The sequence below is a fragment of the Dactylosporangium cerinum genome (assembly GCF_042653625.1).
Classification (GTDB): Bacteria; Actinomycetota; Actinomycetes; order Mycobacteriales; family Micromonosporaceae; genus Dactylosporangium; species Dactylosporangium cerinum.
Map to the genome: position 1 here is coordinate 426,930 of NZ_JBHSIU010000054.1, position 17,738 is coordinate 444,667.

Annotated in this window: 21 protein-coding genes; 13 read left to right on the forward strand and 8 right to left on the reverse strand. The window is 74.3% G+C overall.

Features of this window, described 5'->3' with window-relative positions:
• Nucleotides 1-60 precede the first annotated feature (60 nt).
• Both ACFPIJ_RS40055 and ACFPIJ_RS40060 read left to right on the forward strand, forming a co-directional pair.
• A complete protein-coding gene (locus ACFPIJ_RS40055; protein ID WP_380123463.1) occupies nt 61-495 on the forward strand; it encodes a MarR family winged helix-turn-helix transcriptional regulator in 435 nt (144 codons plus the stop codon).
• Complete coding sequence (locus ACFPIJ_RS40060) at nt 492-854, forward strand: VOC family protein (protein ID WP_380123465.1); 363 nt, start codon at nt 492-494, stop codon at nt 852-854. The genes ACFPIJ_RS40055 and ACFPIJ_RS40060 overlap by 4 nt, the downstream gene beginning before the upstream one ends.
• 311 nt (nt 855-1,165) lie before the next feature.
• On the opposite strand, the gene ACFPIJ_RS40065 is transcribed toward ACFPIJ_RS40060, so the two are convergent.
• Nucleotides 1,166-1,825: a response regulator gene (locus ACFPIJ_RS40065; protein ID WP_380123467.1), complete on the reverse strand. Its 660-nt coding sequence runs from the start codon at nt 1,823-1,825 to the stop codon at nt 1,166-1,168.
• Between the two features lie 55 nt (nt 1,826-1,880).
• Nucleotides 1,881-3,047, reverse strand: coding sequence for a sensor histidine kinase (locus ACFPIJ_RS40070; RefSeq protein ID WP_380123469.1), 1,167 nt, complete (start codon nt 3,045-3,047; stop codon nt 1,881-1,883).
• A 179-nt stretch (nt 3,048-3,226) separates the two neighbouring features.
• Between ACFPIJ_RS40070 and ACFPIJ_RS40075 the strand changes: the two genes are divergently transcribed.
• Nucleotides 3,227-3,979: an ABC transporter ATP-binding protein gene (locus ACFPIJ_RS40075; RefSeq protein WP_380123471.1), complete on the forward strand. Its 753-nt coding sequence runs from the start codon at nt 3,227-3,229 to the stop codon at nt 3,977-3,979.
• A 47-nt stretch (nt 3,980-4,026) separates the two neighbouring features.
• Nucleotides 4,027-6,615 (forward strand): ABC transporter permease, encoded by a 2,589-nt coding sequence (locus tag ACFPIJ_RS40080; RefSeq protein ID WP_380123472.1) that lies wholly within the window; start codon nt 4,027-4,029, stop codon nt 6,613-6,615.
• Nucleotides 6,616-6,801: 186 nt separating this feature from the next.
• Here the strand turns inward: ACFPIJ_RS40080 and ACFPIJ_RS40085 are convergent, their stop codons facing one another.
• Both ACFPIJ_RS40085 and ACFPIJ_RS40090 read right to left on the reverse strand, forming a co-directional pair.
• Nucleotides 6,802-7,410 carry an HAD-IA family hydrolase gene (locus ACFPIJ_RS40085; protein ID WP_380123474.1) on the reverse strand — a complete coding sequence of 203 codons (609 nt, stop codon included), beginning with the start codon at nt 7,408-7,410 and terminating at the stop codon, nt 6,802-6,804.
• On the reverse strand, nt 7,407-7,673 hold the full coding sequence (locus ACFPIJ_RS40090) for a SemiSWEET family sugar transporter (RefSeq protein ID WP_380123476.1): 267 nt from the start codon (nt 7,671-7,673) through the stop codon (nt 7,407-7,409). The genes ACFPIJ_RS40085 and ACFPIJ_RS40090 overlap by 4 nt, the downstream gene beginning before the upstream one ends.
• Before the next feature lie 44 nt (nt 7,674-7,717).
• Between ACFPIJ_RS40090 and ACFPIJ_RS40095 the strand changes: the two genes are divergently transcribed.
• The 8 genes from ACFPIJ_RS40095 (at nt 7,718) to ACFPIJ_RS40130 (ending at nt 14,638) form a co-directional block, all read left to right on the forward strand.
• Nucleotides 7,718-8,857, forward strand: a complete 1,140-nt coding sequence (locus tag ACFPIJ_RS40095; RefSeq protein ID WP_380123478.1) for an ROK family protein — start codon at nt 7,718-7,720, stop codon at nt 8,855-8,857.
• 166 nt (nt 8,858-9,023) lie between these two features.
• Complete coding sequence (locus tag ACFPIJ_RS40100; protein WP_380123480.1) at nt 9,024-9,368, forward strand: ArsR/SmtB family transcription factor; 345 nt, start codon at nt 9,024-9,026, stop codon at nt 9,366-9,368.
• Nucleotides 9,368-9,652 carry a hypothetical protein gene (locus ACFPIJ_RS40105; RefSeq protein ID WP_380123481.1) on the forward strand — a complete coding sequence of 95 codons (285 nt, stop codon included), beginning with the start codon at nt 9,368-9,370 and terminating at the stop codon, nt 9,650-9,652. Before ACFPIJ_RS40100 ends, ACFPIJ_RS40105 begins: the two co-directional genes overlap by 1 nt.
• Nucleotides 9,649-11,685 (forward strand): MMPL family transporter, encoded by a 2,037-nt coding sequence (locus ACFPIJ_RS40110; protein WP_380123483.1) that lies wholly within the window; start codon nt 9,649-9,651, stop codon nt 11,683-11,685. The genes ACFPIJ_RS40105 and ACFPIJ_RS40110 overlap by 4 nt, the downstream gene beginning before the upstream one ends.
• Nucleotides 11,686-11,897: 212 nt before the next feature.
• On the forward strand, nt 11,898-12,386 hold the full coding sequence (locus ACFPIJ_RS40115; protein ID WP_380123485.1) for a hypothetical protein: 489 nt from the start codon (nt 11,898-11,900) through the stop codon (nt 12,384-12,386).
• A 78-nt stretch (nt 12,387-12,464) separates the two neighbouring features.
• On the forward strand, nt 12,465-13,289 hold the full coding sequence (locus ACFPIJ_RS40120; RefSeq protein ID WP_380123487.1) for an alpha/beta fold hydrolase: 825 nt from the start codon (nt 12,465-12,467) through the stop codon (nt 13,287-13,289).
• Between the two features lie 6 nt (nt 13,290-13,295).
• Nucleotides 13,296-14,255, forward strand: coding sequence for a hypothetical protein (locus ACFPIJ_RS40125; RefSeq protein ID WP_380123489.1), 960 nt, complete (start codon nt 13,296-13,298; stop codon nt 14,253-14,255).
• Nucleotides 14,252-14,638 carry a PPOX class F420-dependent oxidoreductase gene (locus ACFPIJ_RS40130; RefSeq protein WP_380123491.1) on the forward strand — a complete coding sequence of 129 codons (387 nt, stop codon included), beginning with the start codon at nt 14,252-14,254 and terminating at the stop codon, nt 14,636-14,638. Before ACFPIJ_RS40125 ends, ACFPIJ_RS40130 begins: the two co-directional genes overlap by 4 nt.
• Before the next feature lie 8 nt (nt 14,639-14,646).
• Here ACFPIJ_RS40130 and ACFPIJ_RS40135 read toward each other — a convergent pair whose 3' ends face one another.
• The 3 genes from ACFPIJ_RS40135 to ACFPIJ_RS40145 are packed head-to-tail and all read right to left on the reverse strand — an operon-like array spanning nt 14,647 to nt 17,285.
• Nucleotides 14,647-15,381 carry a YqjF family protein gene (locus ACFPIJ_RS40135; RefSeq protein WP_380123493.1) on the reverse strand — a complete coding sequence of 245 codons (735 nt, stop codon included), beginning with the start codon at nt 15,379-15,381 and terminating at the stop codon, nt 14,647-14,649.
• 57 nt (nt 15,382-15,438) lie between these two features.
• Nucleotides 15,439-16,755, reverse strand: coding sequence for a hypothetical protein (locus tag ACFPIJ_RS40140; protein WP_380123495.1), 1,317 nt, complete (start codon nt 16,753-16,755; stop codon nt 15,439-15,441).
• A complete protein-coding gene (locus ACFPIJ_RS40145; protein WP_380123497.1) occupies nt 16,752-17,285 on the reverse strand; it encodes a SigE family RNA polymerase sigma factor in 534 nt (177 codons plus the stop codon). The genes ACFPIJ_RS40140 and ACFPIJ_RS40145 overlap by 4 nt, the downstream gene beginning before the upstream one ends.
• 93 nt (nt 17,286-17,378) lie before the next feature.
• Between ACFPIJ_RS40145 and ACFPIJ_RS40150 the strand changes: the two genes are divergently transcribed.
• The gene (locus ACFPIJ_RS40150) at nt 17,379-17,507 is read left to right on the forward strand and encodes a hypothetical protein (RefSeq protein WP_380123499.1); all 129 of its coding nucleotides are present in this window, start codon (nt 17,379-17,381) and stop codon (nt 17,505-17,507) included.
• Here ACFPIJ_RS40150 and ACFPIJ_RS40155 read toward each other — a convergent pair.
• Nucleotides 17,500-17,682: a hypothetical protein gene (locus ACFPIJ_RS40155; RefSeq protein ID WP_380123501.1), complete on the reverse strand. Its 183-nt coding sequence runs from the start codon at nt 17,680-17,682 to the stop codon at nt 17,500-17,502. The genes ACFPIJ_RS40150 and ACFPIJ_RS40155 overlap by 8 nt on opposite strands.
• Nucleotides 17,683-17,738 lie beyond the last annotated feature (56 nt).

A 17,738-nucleotide genomic window follows, 5' to 3' on the forward strand; every position in this document is an offset into this window, starting at 1 on the left:
GTTGCCTCCGCGGTCCTCGCGGGTTGCTGATGCGTGCGATTCGCACGTAATATCTGTGCGATGCACACGGAGTTGGGTGGCGGGCCGGCGCTGTTCCGGCTGGTGCGGTTCTGGTCGCGACGATGGGCGGCGGGGATCACCCAGGACGAAGGCGGAGAGGTCGCGCACATCCAGGTCCTGGAGGCGATCGACGCCTCCGGCCGGCCCGCACAGATCGGCGCGGTCGCGGTGGAGCTCGGGCTGGACCGGTCCAACGCCAGCCGGATGCTCGCCGCCTCGGTCGCCGCGGGCCTCGTCACGAAGACGGTGTCGGCGCAGGATGCGCGGCGCACCGACCTGGACCTTACCCCGGCCGGCTCAGATCTGCTCGCCGCCGCGCGGGCGTGGCAGGAGCAGACGTTCGCGCGCATGGTCGCGGACTGGCCGGCCCGCGACGCCCGCCGCTTCGCCGCCTATCTCGTGCGACTCGCCGCCTCCGAAGGGACCTCACCGTGATCGTCCTCAACCACACCATCGTCCCGGTCGGCGACCGCCACCGTGGTGCGCGGCTGCTCGCCGGGCTGCTCGGCCTCGAAGTGGGCGCTCCGGCCGGTCCCTTCACGCCGGTACAGGTCAACGCCGACCTCACCCTCGACTTCGACGACCGCTCCGGCGCGCGACCGGGCCACTACGCGTTCCTCGTCGACGACGGTGTCTTCGACGCCGCGCTCGCGTTCGCCGCACAGTCCGGCCTGCAGTGGGGCTCGGCGCCGCGCCTGGTCGACCACCAGATCAACCACCTCGGCGGCGGCCGCGGCGTCTACATCCTCGACCCGGACGGCATCGCCTACGAGTTCTTCACCGCAGTGCCGTAGTCCACCCGGCCCTTACGCCCGTGCCGGCCTGCCCCTCACGTCCGTGCCGCACCGCGCCGCGCCCGTACCTCCGTGCCAGCACGCCCTACCTCCGTCCCGGACAGGGCCGTGCTCGTACGCCCGTGCCGGCACGCCCCTCACGTCCGTGCCGCACCGCGCCGTGCCCGTACCTCCGTGCCGGCACGCCCTTACCTCCGTCCCGGACAACGCCGTGCCCGTACGCCCGTGCCGGCCTGTGGAAGGGCACGTTCGAGGCCGGCAACGCACGGCCGCCGTCTGCCGGGCGACCTTCACGAGGCCCGTTCGTCCGGCTAAGCGACGGTCACGAGGCCCGTCTCGTACGCGACGATGACCAGCTGCGCGCGGTCCCTCACCTCCAGCTTCGCCAGCAGCCGGCTGACGTGCGTCTTGACGGTGGCAAGGCTCAAATTCAGCTGCCCGGCGATCTCCACATTGGACGACCCCCGCGCGATCAGCGTCAGGACCTCCCGCTCCCGTCCGGTGATCCCGTCGAGCCGCCGATGCAGCGGCGCCGCCGCCGCGGGCCGCCGCGCGAACTCGCCGATCAGCCGCCGCGTCACCGACGGGGCGAGCAGCCCGTCCCCTGCGGCGACGACCCGGACGGCGGTGAGCAGCTCCGCCGGCGGGGTGTCCTTGAGCAGGAACCCGCTCGCCCCGGCGCGCAACGCCCCGTAGACGTACTCATCGAGGTCGAACGTGGTCAGGATCAACACCCGCGTGGCCGCCGTCGCCGGGTCCGCGCAGATGCGACGGGTGGCCTCGATCCCGTCCATCAGCGGCATGCGGACGTCCATCAACACGACATCGGGCCGATGCACGCCGGCAAGCGCAACCGCCTCGACGCCGTTGCCCGCCTCGGCAACGGTCGTGCAGTCCTCGCTCAGGTCGACCAGCACCCGGAAGCTGCCCCGCAGCAACGCCTGGTCGTCGGCGATCAGCACCCGGATCACGCGACCACCCAGCCACGCCCGCCGTCGCCCGCAACGGTGCCGGTCTGGAGGCCGGTCATGCGGTGACCTCGATCGGCGCGCACGGCAGGCGGGCCGACACGGCGAACCCACCGCCGTCGCGGGGCCCGGCCGTGAAGTCGCCGCCGTGCGACGCGACCCGCTCCCGCATCCCGATCAGCCCGTGGCCGGTGCCCGGCGCGCGGGCGGACCGGCGGCCGTCGTCGGTGACGTCGACCCGCACGTCGGCGGGCCCGATCGTGACCGTCACGCGGCAGGTTGCCGGCGCGGCGTGCTTCACCACGTTGGTCAGCGCTTCCTGGACGATGCGGTACACCGCCAGGCCCACCGACTCCGGCACCGCCTCCCGCGGCACCGGCCCGCCGACCTCCAGGTGCACGTCCACCTCCCCATAGGACGACTGACCGGCGAGGGCTTCCAGGTCGGCGAGACCCGGCGCCGGTGCGTAGGGCGTGTCGTCGCGCAGCATGCCCAGCGCCCGCCGCATCTCCAGCAGCGCGCCGCGTCCGGTCGCCTCGATCACCCGCAGCGCGTCGCGGGCCTCCTGCGGGCTCGCCTCGGCGACGTGGTTGCCGACGGCGGCCTTCACCACGATGAGGCTCATCGTGTGGGCGACGATGTCGTGCAGCTCCCGGGCGATCCGTAACCGCTCCTCGGCGACCGCCTGCCGGGTCGACTGCTCGCTCTGCCGCGCGGCCAGGGCCCGCCGCTCACGGACCGTCCAGCCGATCAGCCAGCCGGGCCCGGTCATGAGCATCCCATACGCCACGGCGCCGGTCGCGGTCCACAGATCCCCGCCGGTCACGGCGAGGGCGGACACGACCGCGGCCAGGCAGGCGGCCGCGGTGGGCAGCGACCATCGCAGCGGGGTCGCGACCGCCAGGGTGTAGAAGGCGAGAGCGAGCGACACCGACGGCCCGGCGGCCGCATAGTTGGGGATCACGGCGGTGGCCAGCGCGACCGTGGTGGCGAGGCTGACCGTGACCGCGACCCCGACGGGGAAGCGGCGCCGCACCGCGACCGGCAGCCCGATGACCGCGCCGGTCAGCACCGACACCCACACCGGTTCGACGACGCTGCCGTCCAGCGGTGACTCCAGCGCCGCGTAGGCGCACAGCGCCGCCCCGGCCACGAGGGCGAGGACGGCGTCGACCGCGTAGAGGTCCACCGGTCGGAGTCGTCGGGTCAGCAGCAGTTCGGTCACGCGGTCGACGCTAGTCGCAGGTCCGATGGCACCGCGTCCTACTTAGGTCGGCCCCGCCGGGTCATCCTTGAGAACGACGAATCGGGTTCGGGGCGCTGGACGTACACCTCAAGGAGGACCCAAGCGAGCGACCTGGGTCTGACGCGCCCGGCCTGCGACCAGGAGCAGTGTCTGGGGTCATGACGACACCGACGGTGCTTCTCGACGACGTCCGGGCCGTGTACGGCGCCGGCACCCGGCAAGTGACAGCCCTGGCGGGGGTGACGGTCGGGTTCGACCGGGCGACGTTCACGGCGGTGATGGGGCCGTCCGGGTCCGGCAAGTCGACACTGCTGCACTGCGCGGCGGGTCTGGACCGGCCCGCCGCGGGCACGGTGACGGTCGACGGCACCCGGCTCGACGACCTGGACGAGGATGCGCTGACCCGGCTGCGACGCGACCGGATCGGCTTCGTGTTCCAGGCGTTCAACCTGGTCTCGACACTCACCGCCGCGCAGAACGTGGCACTGCCGCAGCGCCTGGCGGGGCGGCGACCGGCCGACGACGACGTGGCGGCGGCGCTCACCGCGGTCGGGCTCGGCGACCGGGCCGACCACCGGCCGAGCGAGCTGTCCGGGGGCGAGCAGCAGCGGGTCGCGCTCGCCCGGGCGCTGATCAGCCGGCCGGCCGTCGTGTTCGCCGACGAGCCGACCGGCGCCCTGGACAGCGCCACGTCCCGGCAGGTGCTGGGGCTGCTGCGAGCCCTCGTGGACGAGCATGCACAGACGGTGGTGATGGTGACGCACGACCCGGTCGCCGCGGCCTGGGCGGACCGGGTGGTGATCCTCGCCGACGGCCGCATCGTCGACGAGCTCGACGGCGTGATCACCGCCGAGACTGTCGCCGCCCGGACCGCCGCGGTCGAGGCCGGCGTTGCGGGGCCGGCGTGCTGAGCGCCCGGCGCCGCGGTCCGGGCCGTGCCGGCGCCGGCGGTTCGCTCGTGCGGACGGTGCGGCGGTTCACGGGTGCGTTCGTCGCGGTCGCGGTCGGGATCGCGCTGGTCACCGCCGCCACGTTACTGTTCGCGTCGGGACGGCCGCTCGGGCCGGATCGGCTGGCGGACGCGGCCGTCATCGTCCGCAGCCCCGAGGCGACATCGCCGGCCGATCCGTTCACGGCGCCGGTGCCGTGGTCGTCGGACGCGGCGACGGCCCTCGCCGGGCGGCTCTCCGCGCTGCCCGGGGTCGCGGCCGCGGTGCCGGACCGCACGTTCTACGCGCAGGCGATCGTCGGCGGCCGTCCGTATTCCGCCGACGGCGACCGGCAGGACGCCCGCGAAGGGCACGGCTGGTCCAGCGCCCGGCTCGGCGGGCTGCGCCTGACCGCGGGCGCCGCACCGGTCCGCGCCGGTGAGGTTGTCGTCGACCGGGGGCTCGGCCTGTCGCCCGGCGACCCGGTCACGTTGCTGACCGCTGCGGGGCCCGCGCCGTACACGGTGAGCGGGACCGTCGACGCGCCCGGCTTCCATGTCTCGGACCAGGTCGCCGCGTCCCTCGCCCCGGGTGTCGAGACGATCGGCCTGGTGCTGCACCCGGGCGCGGACCGGGCCGCCGTCGCCGCCGGGGCCCGTGCGGTCACCGGCACCACCGGCCGGGTGCTGACCGGCGCCGACCGGGCGGCACTGGAGCCGCGCGATGACGCCCGCACCCGCTGGATCGGCATGCAGGTGCTGACCGCCGTCGCGGCCCTCGCCGGGTTCGTCACCGTGTTCGTGGTCGCGTCGACGTTCGCTTTCGCGGTCGCGCAGCGGCGGCGGGAGTTCGGGCTGCTGCGCGCCGTCGGCGCCACCCCGCGCCAGATCCGGCGCATGGTGCAGGGCGAGGCCCTCGCGGTCGGTGCCGCCGGCGCGGTCGTCGGATCGCTGGTGGGTGCGGCCTGCGCAACGCCGCTGGGCTGGGCGCTCGTCGACGCCGGGTTCGAGCCGGCGACGTTCACGGTGCGGTTCGTGCTGTGGCCGTTCGTCGTGGCGCTCACCGCCGGTCCGCTCGTCGCGCTGCTCGGGGCGTGGTCGGCGGCCCGCCGCGCGGCCCGGGTGCGTCCCGTCGAGGCGTTGCGGGAGGCGGCGGTCGAGCAGCGGCCGATGGGGCGGGCCCGCTTGATCGCCGGGCTGCTGCTGGTCACGGCCGGCGTCGCGCTCGCCGTGGGGACGGCGACGTCGGGCAGCGCGCAGGATTCCGCGACGTTCGCGCTGTACAGCGCCATGGCCCTCGTCACCGGTGTCACGGTCCTCGCACCCGCGGTCGTCCGCCCGCTGGCCCTGCTGCTGCGCTCGCCGTTGCCGTCGCAGGGCGGCGCGATCGGCATGCTGGTGCGGGGCAGCGCTATGACCGCCGCGCGGCGCACCGCGTCGACGGCCGCGCCGGTGTTGTTGACGGTCGCGTTCGCGGCGCTGGTGTCGGGCATGGTCCGCACGTCGACCGGCGCCTACGCGGCAGGCCGGTCCGCGCGGGTCGACGCCGGCTGGGTCGTCGCCCCGGATCGGGCGCCCGGCCTGTCCGACGCGGCGGCCGCGGCGGTGCCGGGTGCGGCGATCCTGCCGACGACGGTGTTCACGCCCGCGGCGTCCGGGGGCAAGCCGCGGGCGCGGGTCGCGATCGGCGTGGAGCCGGCGGTGTTCGTCGCGGTGAACCGGCGCCTGGAGGTGCTGAGCGGCGCGGTCACCGACCTGCGCGGCGAGGACACCGTCGTGCTGACCCGCTCCGAGGCCAGGGCTGCGGTGGCGTCCACGACAGCGCCCGAGGGGGCACCTGCGGCGTCCACGACAGCGCCCGAGGGGGCACCTGCGGCGTCCACGACAGCGCCCGAGGGGGCACCTGCGGCGTCCGCAACTGCGTCCGAGGGGGCAGCTGCGGCGGAAGGGCCCGGCGGGGGTCCGGCGGGGTATCCCGCGGTGTACACGGTGACGTTCGCCGACGGGACGGCGGTGCCGCTGCGGGTCGTCGCCGTGATCGCCGACGGGTCGGTGCCCGGGGACATGATCCTGCCGCGTGCCGCCGTCCGTGCCCATGACCCGTCGGCGCTGACGTCGGCGGTGTTCGTCCGCGACCGCGTCGAGGCGCCGGCCGGATCAGGCGCGCGGGTCGTCGACGTCGGCACGTGGGCGGCGGAGCAGGACGCGGCGGAGGACCGGCTGGTGTGGCTGTTCACGGTGCTGCTGATCGCGGTGTCCGCCGGGTACGGGGCGATCGCGGTCGCCAACACGCTGCTCATGGCTGCCGTGGGCCGGGCCGTGGACCTGCGAGCGGTGCGGCTGGCCGGGGCGACCCGCAGGCAGGTGCTGCGGCTCGTGACCGCGGAGTCGGCGCTGGTCGTGCTGATCGGAGCGGTGCTCGGCGGCGGCGTCGCCCTCGGGGCGCTGCTGAGCATCCGGGCGGGGCTCAGCGAGCAGGTCGGCGCGCCGGTCGACCTGATCGTGCCGTGGGACGTCGTGAGCGGGGCGGTGGCGCTGTGCCTGCTGCTCGCGGTCGTGGCAAGCGCCGTGCCGACGATGCGGTTGCTGCGCTCCGGCCCGGTCCGCGAGCCGGGCTGACGCCGGGGGCGGCGCGACCTCATGCCGGGAGGACGACTAGGCCGCGCAACCAACGGGCCGGAAGGACGGCTGAGGCCGCACCCACTGGCCGGGGCGCAGCTGGACCGCAACCAACGGTCGGGCGGGAGATCGCTGTTTCGACGCTGGCACTCCACGCTGCCGACGCGCCGGGGAGCCTTCGGCTCGTTACGGGATGAGTTGGTCGGCGAGGTCGTTCAGGTCGCGGATCGGCACGTCACCGGACAGGCCCCGCAGTGCCGCGACCCGCATCCCCGCGGCATGGCCGGCGTCGATGCCGGGCTGGGCGTCCTCCACCACGAGGCAGTCCTTCGGGTCGACGCCGAGCAGCGCCGCCCCCGCCAGGTACGGCGCCGGGTCGGGCTTGCCCCGCGGGGTGTCCTCGACCGTGACGAGGTGGCGGGCGGGCAGTCCGGCGGCGGCGAGGCGGACCGTGGCGAGGCGGCGGTCGGCGCTGGTCACCACCGCCCACGGCAGCCCCAGCTCGTCCAGCGTCCGCAGCAGCCGCGCCGCGCCGGGCGTGGCCACCACGTCGGACAGGTCGTCGTACTGCAACTCCAGGTTGCGCTGCGCGGCGACGGCAACGGCGGCGTCGGGCAGGTCGGGGCGGACCACGCGGATCGTCGTGGCGGCCGGGTTGCCGTGCAGGATCGGGGCCAGGACGGAAACCGGGACGTCGTGCTCGGTGGCCCAGCGGTGCCAGGCGCGCTCGACGGCGGCATCGGAGTCGACGAGGGTGCCGTCCATGTCGAGCAGCACGGCCTTCACAGGAATCATGCCGGGTTCTCCTCCAGACGCCGGTAGCGGGCCTTCATGACCGTGAGGGTGATCAGGGCCGCGCCGGTCGCCGCGTTGGTGAGCACGATCGGCAGGTCGCCCTGGGCGGCGCCATACACCACCCAGAGAACGACACCGGCAGCCAGCGCCAGCAGGTACACCCACGAGATGTCGCCGACGGACCTGGTCCGCCACGACCGGACGAGTTGGGGCAGCCAGCACCCCGTCGTCAGGATTCCGGCCAGCACGCCCAACACCGACATGGCCGCCTCCTTTTAAACTCGTTCCGCGAGGATATTATACGCACATGGACCATCGCGCGGAGACGCTGCGGGTGCAGGGGACGCTCGCGATGTTGCGGTGCGCGCACCGGTTCCCGGGGATCACCCGGGCCGAGGCGGCGGCGCGGCTGGGGCTCAGCAGCGGCTCGGCGGCCGACATCATGAGCCGGCTGCGGCAGGCGCGACTGCTCGCGGAGGCACCGGCCCCGCAGACCGGTGGCCGCGGCCGGCCGACGACGGCGCTCGTCCCCCACCCCGAGGGTCCGCTCGTCGCCGTGGTCGACATCAGCCACGCGACCTGGACGGTGACGACCGCGGCGATCGGTGGCACGCTCGCCCCCGCGGCCGCCCACCGGCACCTGGGGTTGCCCGCCGAGACGGTGCTTCCGTCGATACGAGACGCGCTCGCCGCCCTGCACGGCCCCCGCCTCCGCGCGGTTGCCGTGGCGATTCCCGGCACCGTGCACGGGCACACCCTGGTCGAGGCGACGAACCTGCGCTGGCGCGGGGTGGACCTGCGCACCCTGACCGACCTGCCGCTCGCCGTCGGCAACGACGCGTCCCTGGCCGGGGTCGCCGAGGCGCGGCGCGGCGCGGCCCGCGACGCGAGCGTGGCGCTGCACCTGACGGTCGAGGTCGGCGTCGGCGGGGTGCTCATCGTCGACGGGCGGCCGGTCCTCGGCGCGGCCGGCGCCGGTGGCGAGTTCGGCCACCTGCCGTTCGGCGATCCTGCCCGGCACTGCCCGTGCGGTGCGTGGGGCTGCTGGGACCTGGAGGTCGACGGCCGGGCGATGGCCCGGCACGCGGGTCGGCGCGCCCCGGCGGATCCCAGGGCATATGCGGAGCGGACCATCGCCGCCGCCCGGTCCGGGGACCCGGACGCGGCCGCGGCCTGCCAGGCCACCGCGACGGCCCTCGGGCGCGGGGTCGGGGCCCTGCTCAACGCCGTCGACCCGGCCGTGGTCACCCTCGGCGGCCTGGGCGCCGAGCTGTTGTCCGTGGCCGGCCCGGCCCTGCACGCCGGGGTCCGCCGCGGGGCGATGGCGTGGCGCCGCGACGACCTGCCGCCGGTGCTGCCCGCCGCGCTCGGCTCGTCCGGCCCGGCGATCGGCGCCGCGGAGAGCGCCATGGCCCTCGTCCTGACCGAGCAGACCGTCAAGGTCTGACAAACGCGCCGCCGAACGGCGGCGTCCAGCACCGCCCCGCCATGAGCGCGCGGGCGGAATCGCCGTGCGCCCTGAGGCGAAATCAGGGAAAGCCCTGACTCCTCGCCAGGCACCCCGGGTGCTAACGTTTCACGTGTAAGAAAATTCTTACATGTGAAGGAGCATCATGACAGCGAGTCCGCCCACCGGCGACGACCTGGTCGAGATGCTGGCGGCCCTCTCCAACCCGCTGCGACTGCGCATCGTCGCGAAGCTTGCCGGCGGCCGTGACTACGTGAGCCGACTCGCCCGGGAGATCGGCGTCAGCCGACCCCTGCTGCACATGCACCTCCAGCGGCTCGAGGCCGCCGGCCTGATCGTCGGCAGCCTGGAGCTCTCGGAGGACGGCAAGGCGATGAAGTACTACGAGGTCGCGGACTTCGACCTGCACCTCACCGCCGCGACCCTCGCCGCGGCAGCCGAATCCCTCACGAACCCCGACAAGGGTCCCACCCGCAAGGAGCGGTCCTGATGTATCTGAGCGCGGAAGACGTGATCACCTGGCCGGAGAGCGTGGCCTTCCTCGGGCTGCTGCTGGCCGTGCTGTTCCTGTTCGGGTTCAGCATCGCCAGCTGGCTGGAGTACCGCAAACTCAAGGTCACCGGCATCCAGCAGGAGGACCTGCGCCAGCTGGTCAGCCGCTACGAGAAGCTCGCGGAGAGCTCGATGGACGCCCAGCAGCGCATCGCCACCGACGTGGCGGACCTGCGCACCCGCACCGCGTCGATCGAGACGATCCTGCGGACCGTCGAATGAGACGGGCGGTCGCGGTCCTTGCTCTGTGGCTCGTGGCGGGGTTCTTCCTCCTGCCGCTGGCCGGGAAGCTCAACGACGTCAGCTCGACCGACCCGGCGCTGGTGCTGCCCAAGAGCGCCGAGGTGACCCGCGAACTGCTGCGGGAGCGGGAGGCGTTCCCTGGTGCGGACGAGCCGGAGGCGGTGGTCGTCTACGTCCGCGACGGCGGGATCACCGACGCCGACCGGGCCGCCGTGGAGGTTGACCGGGCCGCGTTCGAGGCGGCCGGTCACGTGGTCGGGCCGGTGACGGCGAGCCGGGACGGGCAGGCGCTGCTGCTGTCGTTCCCGGTCCCCGGCAAGGAGGCCGTGCAGCAGGTCAAGGCCGTGCTCGCGGACTCACCTGCCGGGCTGCGCACCGCGGTCACCGGCGAGGCCGGAGCGCTCGCCGACATGGACGAGATCGGCGAGGGGGTCGACACCACACTGTTCCTCGCGGCCGCCGGGATCGTGGCGGTGCTGTTGCTGCTGACGTACCGCAGCCCGGTGCTGTGGATCATCCCGCTGCTGTCGGCGGTCGCGGCCAGCCAGTTCACCTCCGCGATCGTGTACCTCATGGGCCGGCACCTGGACGTGACGGTGACCCCGGACATCACGACGATGATGACGGTGCTGGTCTTCGGCGCCGGCACCGACTACGCGTTGCTGCTCATCGCCCGTTACCGGGAGGAGCTGCACCGCCACGAGGACCGCACGGCGGCGATGGCGGTCGCGGTGCGCAGGTCGTTCCCGGCGATCCTCGCCTCGGCGGCGACGGTGACGATCGGGGTGCTGTGCCTGCTGGCCGCGCAGATGAATGACATGCGCGGCTTCGGCCCGATCGCCGCGAGCGGCATCATCGTGTCCCTCGCGGTGATGACGACGCTGCTGCCGGCGCTGCTGGTGCTGCTGGGCCGGTGGGTCTTCTGGCCGTTCGTGCCCCGCTTCGGCGACGCGGTGCGGGTCAGGACCTCAGGCTGGCACCGGGTCGCGGACCTCGTCGGCCGCCGGCCGCGGCTGCTGTGGACGGCCACCGCGGTCGGGCTCGTCCTGCTCGGGCTGGGCGTGTCCGGGCTGCGGCTGGGGCAGAACACGGCACAGATGTACACCGGTGAGGTCGGCTCGGTCGTCGGCCAGCAGCTCATCGAGCGGCACTACTCCGGCGGCGCCTCGTCCCCGGCGGTCATCGTCGCGGCGGCGGCCGGCGTGGACGACGTGGTGGCGGCGGCGAAGGACGTCGACGGGGTGGCGGACGCGAGCGCCACGGGCCGCTCCGCGGACGGCCGCTGGGTGCGCATCGCCGCGACGCTGACCGACGCGCCGGACTCCGACGCGGCGGAGGCGACGATCGACCGGCTGCGGGCGGCGGTGCACGCGGTGCCCGGCGCGGACGCACTCGTGGGCGGGCAGACCGCGACGCTCGTCGACGTCGGCCGGGCCTCGGAGCGCGACAACCTGGTCGTCATGCCGCTCATCCTGCTCGTGGTGTTCGTCGTGCTGGTCCTGCTGCTGCGGGCCCTGGTGGCGCCGCTGCTGCTGGCGGCGAGCGTGGCGGTCTCCTACGTCGCGGCGATGGGCCTGTCCGGCCTGATCTTCACCGCGATCGGGCATCCGCACATCGTGCAGGGGATGCCGCTGTACGCCTGGCTGTTCCTGGTCACCCTCGGCGTCGACTACACGATCTTCCTGATGACCCGGGCACGGGAGGAGGTGGCGACCCGCGGCAACCGCGACGGGATGCTCACCGCGCTCACCACCACCGGCGGCGTGATCACCAGCGCGGGGCTGGTCCTGGCGGGGACGTTCGGCGTGCTGGTGGTGCTGCCGTTCGTCGCGGCGATCCAGATGGGCGTGATCGTCGCGGTCGGGGTGCTGCTGGACACGTTCGTCGTGCGCACGCTGCTGGTGCCGGCCCTAGCGATCGACGTCGGCCCGCGGCTGTGGTGGCCGGGCCGCCCGATCCTTCAGCCGGCCGCACCGCCACCCACCCGGGTGACGGCCGACCTGGCCGGCTGACAGCCGATCTGGCCGGGTGAGGACGACGTCGCGGTGCCGGACCCCGGTGCCGCGACGCGGCCGTTGCGGTCCGGTCCGCGACGGCCCGCAGTGGCCGGCGCACGCGCCACCGCACCCCGCCCCCGGCCCTCCCCGCGCGGCGAGATCGACTCCCATGAAATTTGACGCGCGTCGGCACCACGGACCGTCGCCACGCCGCTACGATGACGCCCGTGCGGAAGTGGGGCATTGCATTGACGATCGCCGCGGTCTGCGTGGCCGGCGTGCTCATCGTCGTGAACCGGGTGACGGCCTCCCTCGACGGCGACGAGCAGGACTGCCTGTCGCAGTTGCAGCTGGACGAGGCAGCGGTCCGCACCGGCCGCGACTGGACCTCCGAGCACATCCCCGGCGTCGGGGACTACGTCGACATCCACTGGCAGGCCGAGGCGCTCGGCAACCCGTGCTCGCGGGCGCCCGGCCCGACCGACTGGGTGTACGAGGGCGTCCTGCGGCTGCGGGACACCGACACCTCCGCCTTCGCCGCCTGGCCGGCCGCCCCGCCCGGCCTGCCACCCGTCCGGGACGCGCTGCAGGCGTTCGTCCCGGCCGGCGTGCGATGGCGGCACGACGGGCAGTTCCCGCAACGCGTCCAGAAGCACAACGTCGACCTGTACGTCGACCCGGACCTCGCCGTGGCCTGGTTCACCATCAGCGACTGAGGCGGCCGACGGCGAACGACGGCAGCCGACGGCCCCGCCGGGCAGCGCACCGGCGCCGCACGGCCTAGGTTTGATCACATGACTGAGACGATGCTGCACGTCAACGGGGTCGAGCTGTGCGTCGAGACGTTCGGTGACCCGGCCGACCCGGCGGTCCTGCTCATCGACGGCGCCGCCGCGTCGATGCTCTGGTGGGACGCCGGCCTCTGCCGCCTGATCGCGGCCGGCGGCCGGTTCGTGATCCGCTACGACCAGCGCGACACCGGCCGCTCCACCGCCTACCCGCCCGGCAGACCCGGCTACTCCAACACCGACCTGGCCCGCGACGCGGTCGGCATCCTCGACGCACTCGACGTCCAGTGGGCCCACGTCGTGTGCCGGTCGATGTCCGGCGGGCTCGGCCTCATCCTCGGCGTCGATCACCCGGCGCGGGTGGCGACACTCACGTTCGTGAGCACCTCGACCGGCGCCGGCGGGCTGCCGCCGTCCACAGTGGAGCATCTGGAGCCGACCGGTGACGCGGTCGCCGACACCGTCGCGGCGGTGCGCGCCTACGCCGGCGGTTCCCCGTACTTCGACGAGGCCGCCACCCGCGACCTCGCGCGGCGCGACGCGGAGCGGGCCCGGGACATCACCACCGCCGCGAACCACTACGCGATGCGGTTCGACCCGCCGGTGAACGGCGGCTTCGAGGACCTGAAGGTGCCGGCGCTGGTCGTGCACGGGGGTCTGGATCCGCTCCTGCCACTGCCGCACGGGCAGGCGGTCTGCGACGCGATCCCCGGGGCCCGGTTGGTGGTGCTGCCCGGCGCCGGGCACGACCTGCCGCCGCAGCTGTGGGACACGTTCACCACCGAATTGCTGCGACACACCGGGAACCGGCCCGCCACCGCCGGCGTCTGACCAATCATGACGGACGATGGACGCAGGCGTTGGCCGGTGGTGGCCGCGGCGGGGATCGGCACGTTGGTGGCGTTGGTGGCGGTGGTGCTGGTGGTGAACCGCCCGGCGGACACCCCCGAGGAGGCGCCACCACCGGTCGCGACCGGTCAGGCGGACCAGGCGGCGCTGGTCGTCGACGACGGCGACACGGTCGAGGCAAGCGGTCAGGTCATCGTCACCCCCGGCAAACCGGCCCGGTTCTGCGCGCCGGCCCCGGTCCCGGCGATCGGCCGCGCGCCCGGCGAGAAGCCGACCTGCTCGATCGGCGTGGACGTCACCGGCGTCGACCCGGCAAAGCTGACCGAGGCGGGCGTCGTCAACGGCGTCACCGTCGGACGGGCGAAGCTCACCGGCGTGTGGAACGCCGGCACGCTGCGGGTCACCGCGCAGGGCGCCCCGGCCAACCAGGCCCAGCCGATGCTGGCGGACGACGGGGTGCCGTGCCCGACACCAAAAGGCGGCTGGAAACGCGACGGCGGTGACCCCGACCGCAACACCATGCACGGCTACATCTACGACCAGCACCCGGACCGGTTCCGGCCGATGCGGGTCGGCTGGCCCGAGGGCTTCCCCACCGGCGCCACCGACGGACCGCAGCCGCCGCAGGTCATCGTGGTCGAGGTGGTCTCCGGCGACGCCGCCGCGGAGGAGCGGCAGCTGCGCACGCTGTTCGACGGCAACCTGTGCGTGGTCGCCGCGCCCGGCAAGCCCAGCATCGCCCGCCAGCAGCAGCTGCGCGACCAGGTGAGCGCCGGCATCACCCCGCTGATGAAGGACCCCTCCTACGGCATCTACGCCATGGGCGGCGACGACCTGTTCACCGTCGAGTTCGTGATGCTCACCCCCGCGCTGCACGAGAAGCTCCGCGCCGTCGGACTGGACCTGCTGCGGCTGGAGCCGTGGCTGCGGCCTACCGTGGAGCGATGAGCGACAGCAGCCTCGACATCCTCGGCCGGCGCAAGCAGGTCAGCCTCACCACGTTCCGCAAGGACGGCCGGCCCGTCGCGACCCCCGTGTGGCACGCGATCGACGACGGGCAGGTCGTGATCGTCACCGAACCCGGCTCCGGGAAGGTGAAGCGCCTGCGCAACAGCGGCCGGGTCCAGCTCGCCCCGAGCGACATCCGCGGGCGGGTCCCGGCCGGGGCGCCGACGTTCGAGGGGACCGCCCGCCTCGTCGAGGACCCCGAGGGCATCGCCCGGATCCGCGCGGCGATCGCCCGGCGATACGTGTCGGCCCGCATCGGCTACCTGATCAACCGGCTGCTGCGCCGCCCACAGCAGAGCATCGGCGTCATCGTCACCCTGTAGGACGGCACTCAGCGCAGCGTGGACGGGGGGCCGAAGCGGACCGGGACGCCGGGTGAGAACAGCACACTGGCCGGCGGGCCGGCCGGGGCCGGCAGACCCGCCGCGGTGATCAGGGTGTCGTCGAGGTCGAGCAGGTCGGCGCGGTGCAGCGGCCACCGCGGGTGCTCGTTCGGCAGGTGCAGGGTGCGGCCCCACGCGCGGGTGTGCAGCCCCCAGCGGGCGGTGACGAAGTGCTCGAGCGGCGTCGGCGCGGCGATCGGCGGGCCGACCCGCACGGCCATGGCGTTCACCGCGGGGCGGGGACCGGGCCAGCGGCGGCGGCTGGTGTACCGCACCACGTCGCCGTCCTTCTCCAGCCGCATCCGCGCCCACTTGTACGGCAGCCGCAGCGATGCGTGCGCGGTGAGCACCGGCACCAGCCGTTCGGCCTCCAGCGACAGGAACACCACGGCGCGGCGGCCGGCGGGGTCGACGCTGTACAGCCGCACGTTGGTCTCGCAGAACGTGCCGAGGTACGGCAGGCCCGGGCCGTTGAACAGGCCGAGGCGCACCATCCGGAACCCGATCAGGCCCACGTAGGTGACCCCGTCGAGGGTGTCGGGGACGGTCCCGGCCGGCAGGAACGGCGCGACGGTCCGCGGCGGCACCGCCCAGTGCAGGAACGCCAGGTCGTGCCAGCGTTGCACGAGCACGGACCGGCGCACCGGCCGCGGCGTCTGCGGGGTGACGTCCTCGACTGGCATGGGCACCATGATGCGGCACGGGCCCCGACACCCGCCGGTGGCCCGTGCCGCGGTGGCTCAGCTCGGCCGGATCACGGTGCGGGTCCAGCGCAGCCCGTCCGCCGACTGGTACAACGCGCCGTCGTCGAAGGCCAGGTACGCGCCCGGTCCGGCGACGATGACCCGCGCGCCGTTCTTGTGCAGCAGGCTGGTGCCCAGGCCGGGCTGGCTGACCGGTCGGTAGCTGTTGCCCCCGTCGTCGCTGGCGTACCAACGAAACGGCGGATCGTTGCTGGCCAGCACGACGTGGCTGCCGTCGGCGGCGACGTAGGAGTCGCCGTCCTGGTAGTACCGGCGGGGCAGCGTCTGGCGGGGGTGCACGCGTTGCCAGGTCTTGCCGGCGTCGACCGTGCGGAAGACGAGCGTCTGCATCCCGGCCGTCGCCGCGCTCGTCGGACCCGTCCCGGTGGTGTCGGAAGGGTCCTCGACGGGCATGATCGCGTATCCGGTGACGCCGTCGACGCTGGCCGGCCGCACGAACGTGAACATGCTCGAGGGTGCCTCGCCCGTCTCGGCGCGGGTGAACACGTGCGTCGCCCAGGTGCGGCCGCCGTCGCGGCTGACGGCGATGGCCGGCCGGTGCTCGCCGTCACGCTCCCGGCCGGTGACCCAGAACCCGCCCGTCGTGGGCACGTCGACGGGCCCGTTGACGAAGAAGTCGGGCTGGGTGGCCAGCGGCGCCGAACGGGCGTTGACCGGGTCGACCCCGATCAGGACGCAGGGGTCGTCGAGGCGCCACGGGTCCGCGCACTGCAGCCAGCCACCCGCAGGGACCTCCGGCACCGTGCCCTTCTCGGCGCGGACCTCGGCCCAGGTGCGCCCGCCGTCCCGGCTGACCCACGGCACGTGCAGCAGTTTCGGGTTGCCCGACGGGTCGTCGTTGTCCTTCTCCAGCACCCGCAGCAACGACCCCGGGGCGGGCGCGTACAGGTCGCCGCTGAGATCCCGCAGCCGCACCGTCCAGGTCCGCCCCCCGTCGTCGGAGCCGACCAGGTTGCGCGTGCACCCGTTACCGTCGCTGCCGGGGCAGCTGTAGACCCCGGCGTACTGGTGCTCGGCGTCCGCCGCCGCGACCGTGACGATCTGGCCGTCCCGGGTCCGCGGCGGCCCGGGCTCGGGCGTCTGGGCCGGCGCCGGGGTCGCCGACGGCGGACGCAGCACACCGGCGCCGAGGGCGACGACGAGCGCACCGGCCACGATCCCGCACACCGTCCACGCCAGCGCCTTGCGGCGCCGCCGCTGGAACGCCGCGGCGTAGACCGCGTCGGCGGACAGCCGGCTGGGTGGCGCGGCGGCGGCGGCGACTTCGTCGAACCGTTCCCGCATCTGACTCATCGCAGCCCCTCCATCATCGTCAGCTCCCCGTCGGCCTCGAGCAGCTCCCGCAGCCGGGCCAGCCCACGCGCGGTCTGGCTCTTCACCGTCCCCTGCGAACACCCCAGCGCCGCCGCGGTCGCCGCGACGTCCAGGTCCTGGTAGTACCGGCACACCAGCGCCGCGCGCTGCCGGGGCGGCAGCCGGCGCAACGCGGCCGCGAACGCCATGCGCCGCGGCGCCGCCTCGGACGCGCCCGCGTGCCCGAACACGTCCGGTGGCTCCGCGACGCTGCGTTCCCGCCGCCGCCACACCCGGCGCACGTCGGCGAGGTACGCCCGCACCAGGCAGGTCCGCACGTACCCGTCCAGGGCCTCCCGGTCCCGGACCTTCCGCCAGCTCACCGCGAGGCGCATGAACGCCGTCTGGGCCAGGTCGTCGGCCCAGTGCCAGTCGCCGCACAACAGGTACGCGGTCCGGCGCACCGCGTCCCGGCGTGCCGTGAAGTACTCGCGGAACTGGCGCTGCTCTTCGGTCTCTCCGCTTGGCATCGCACCTCCTCGCCACTAGGTGCGCACCGGCGACCCGTTCGGTTGCACGGCAGCCTGCACAATAGAGAGCCTTCACTGGATCGGGGGGAGCTCGTGACGCGTGCGGACCCGGCCCGGTCGGTGGCGATCCTCATCGGCACCACCAACCACACCCAGGAGCCGCCGTTCCCGTTGCAGGACCTGCCCGCGGTCCGCAACAACGTCACCCAGCTGTTCAACTGACCGGGACCGGGATCTCCACCTGGATCGTCGCGGCGCTGCCGCTCGCGGGAGCCGTCGCCGTCCTCGCGGGGAACTCGGCACTGGGCGACCTGCGGGCGCGCCGGGCCGCGCCGGCCGCCGACGCACCCGGCAGCTGGCGGTCGCCGACCTCGGCCGGGGTCGCGATCGGGCTCATCGCCGGCGGCATCGGGTACCTCGGGTTCGCGACCCTCGCCCTGGCCGGCCTCACGT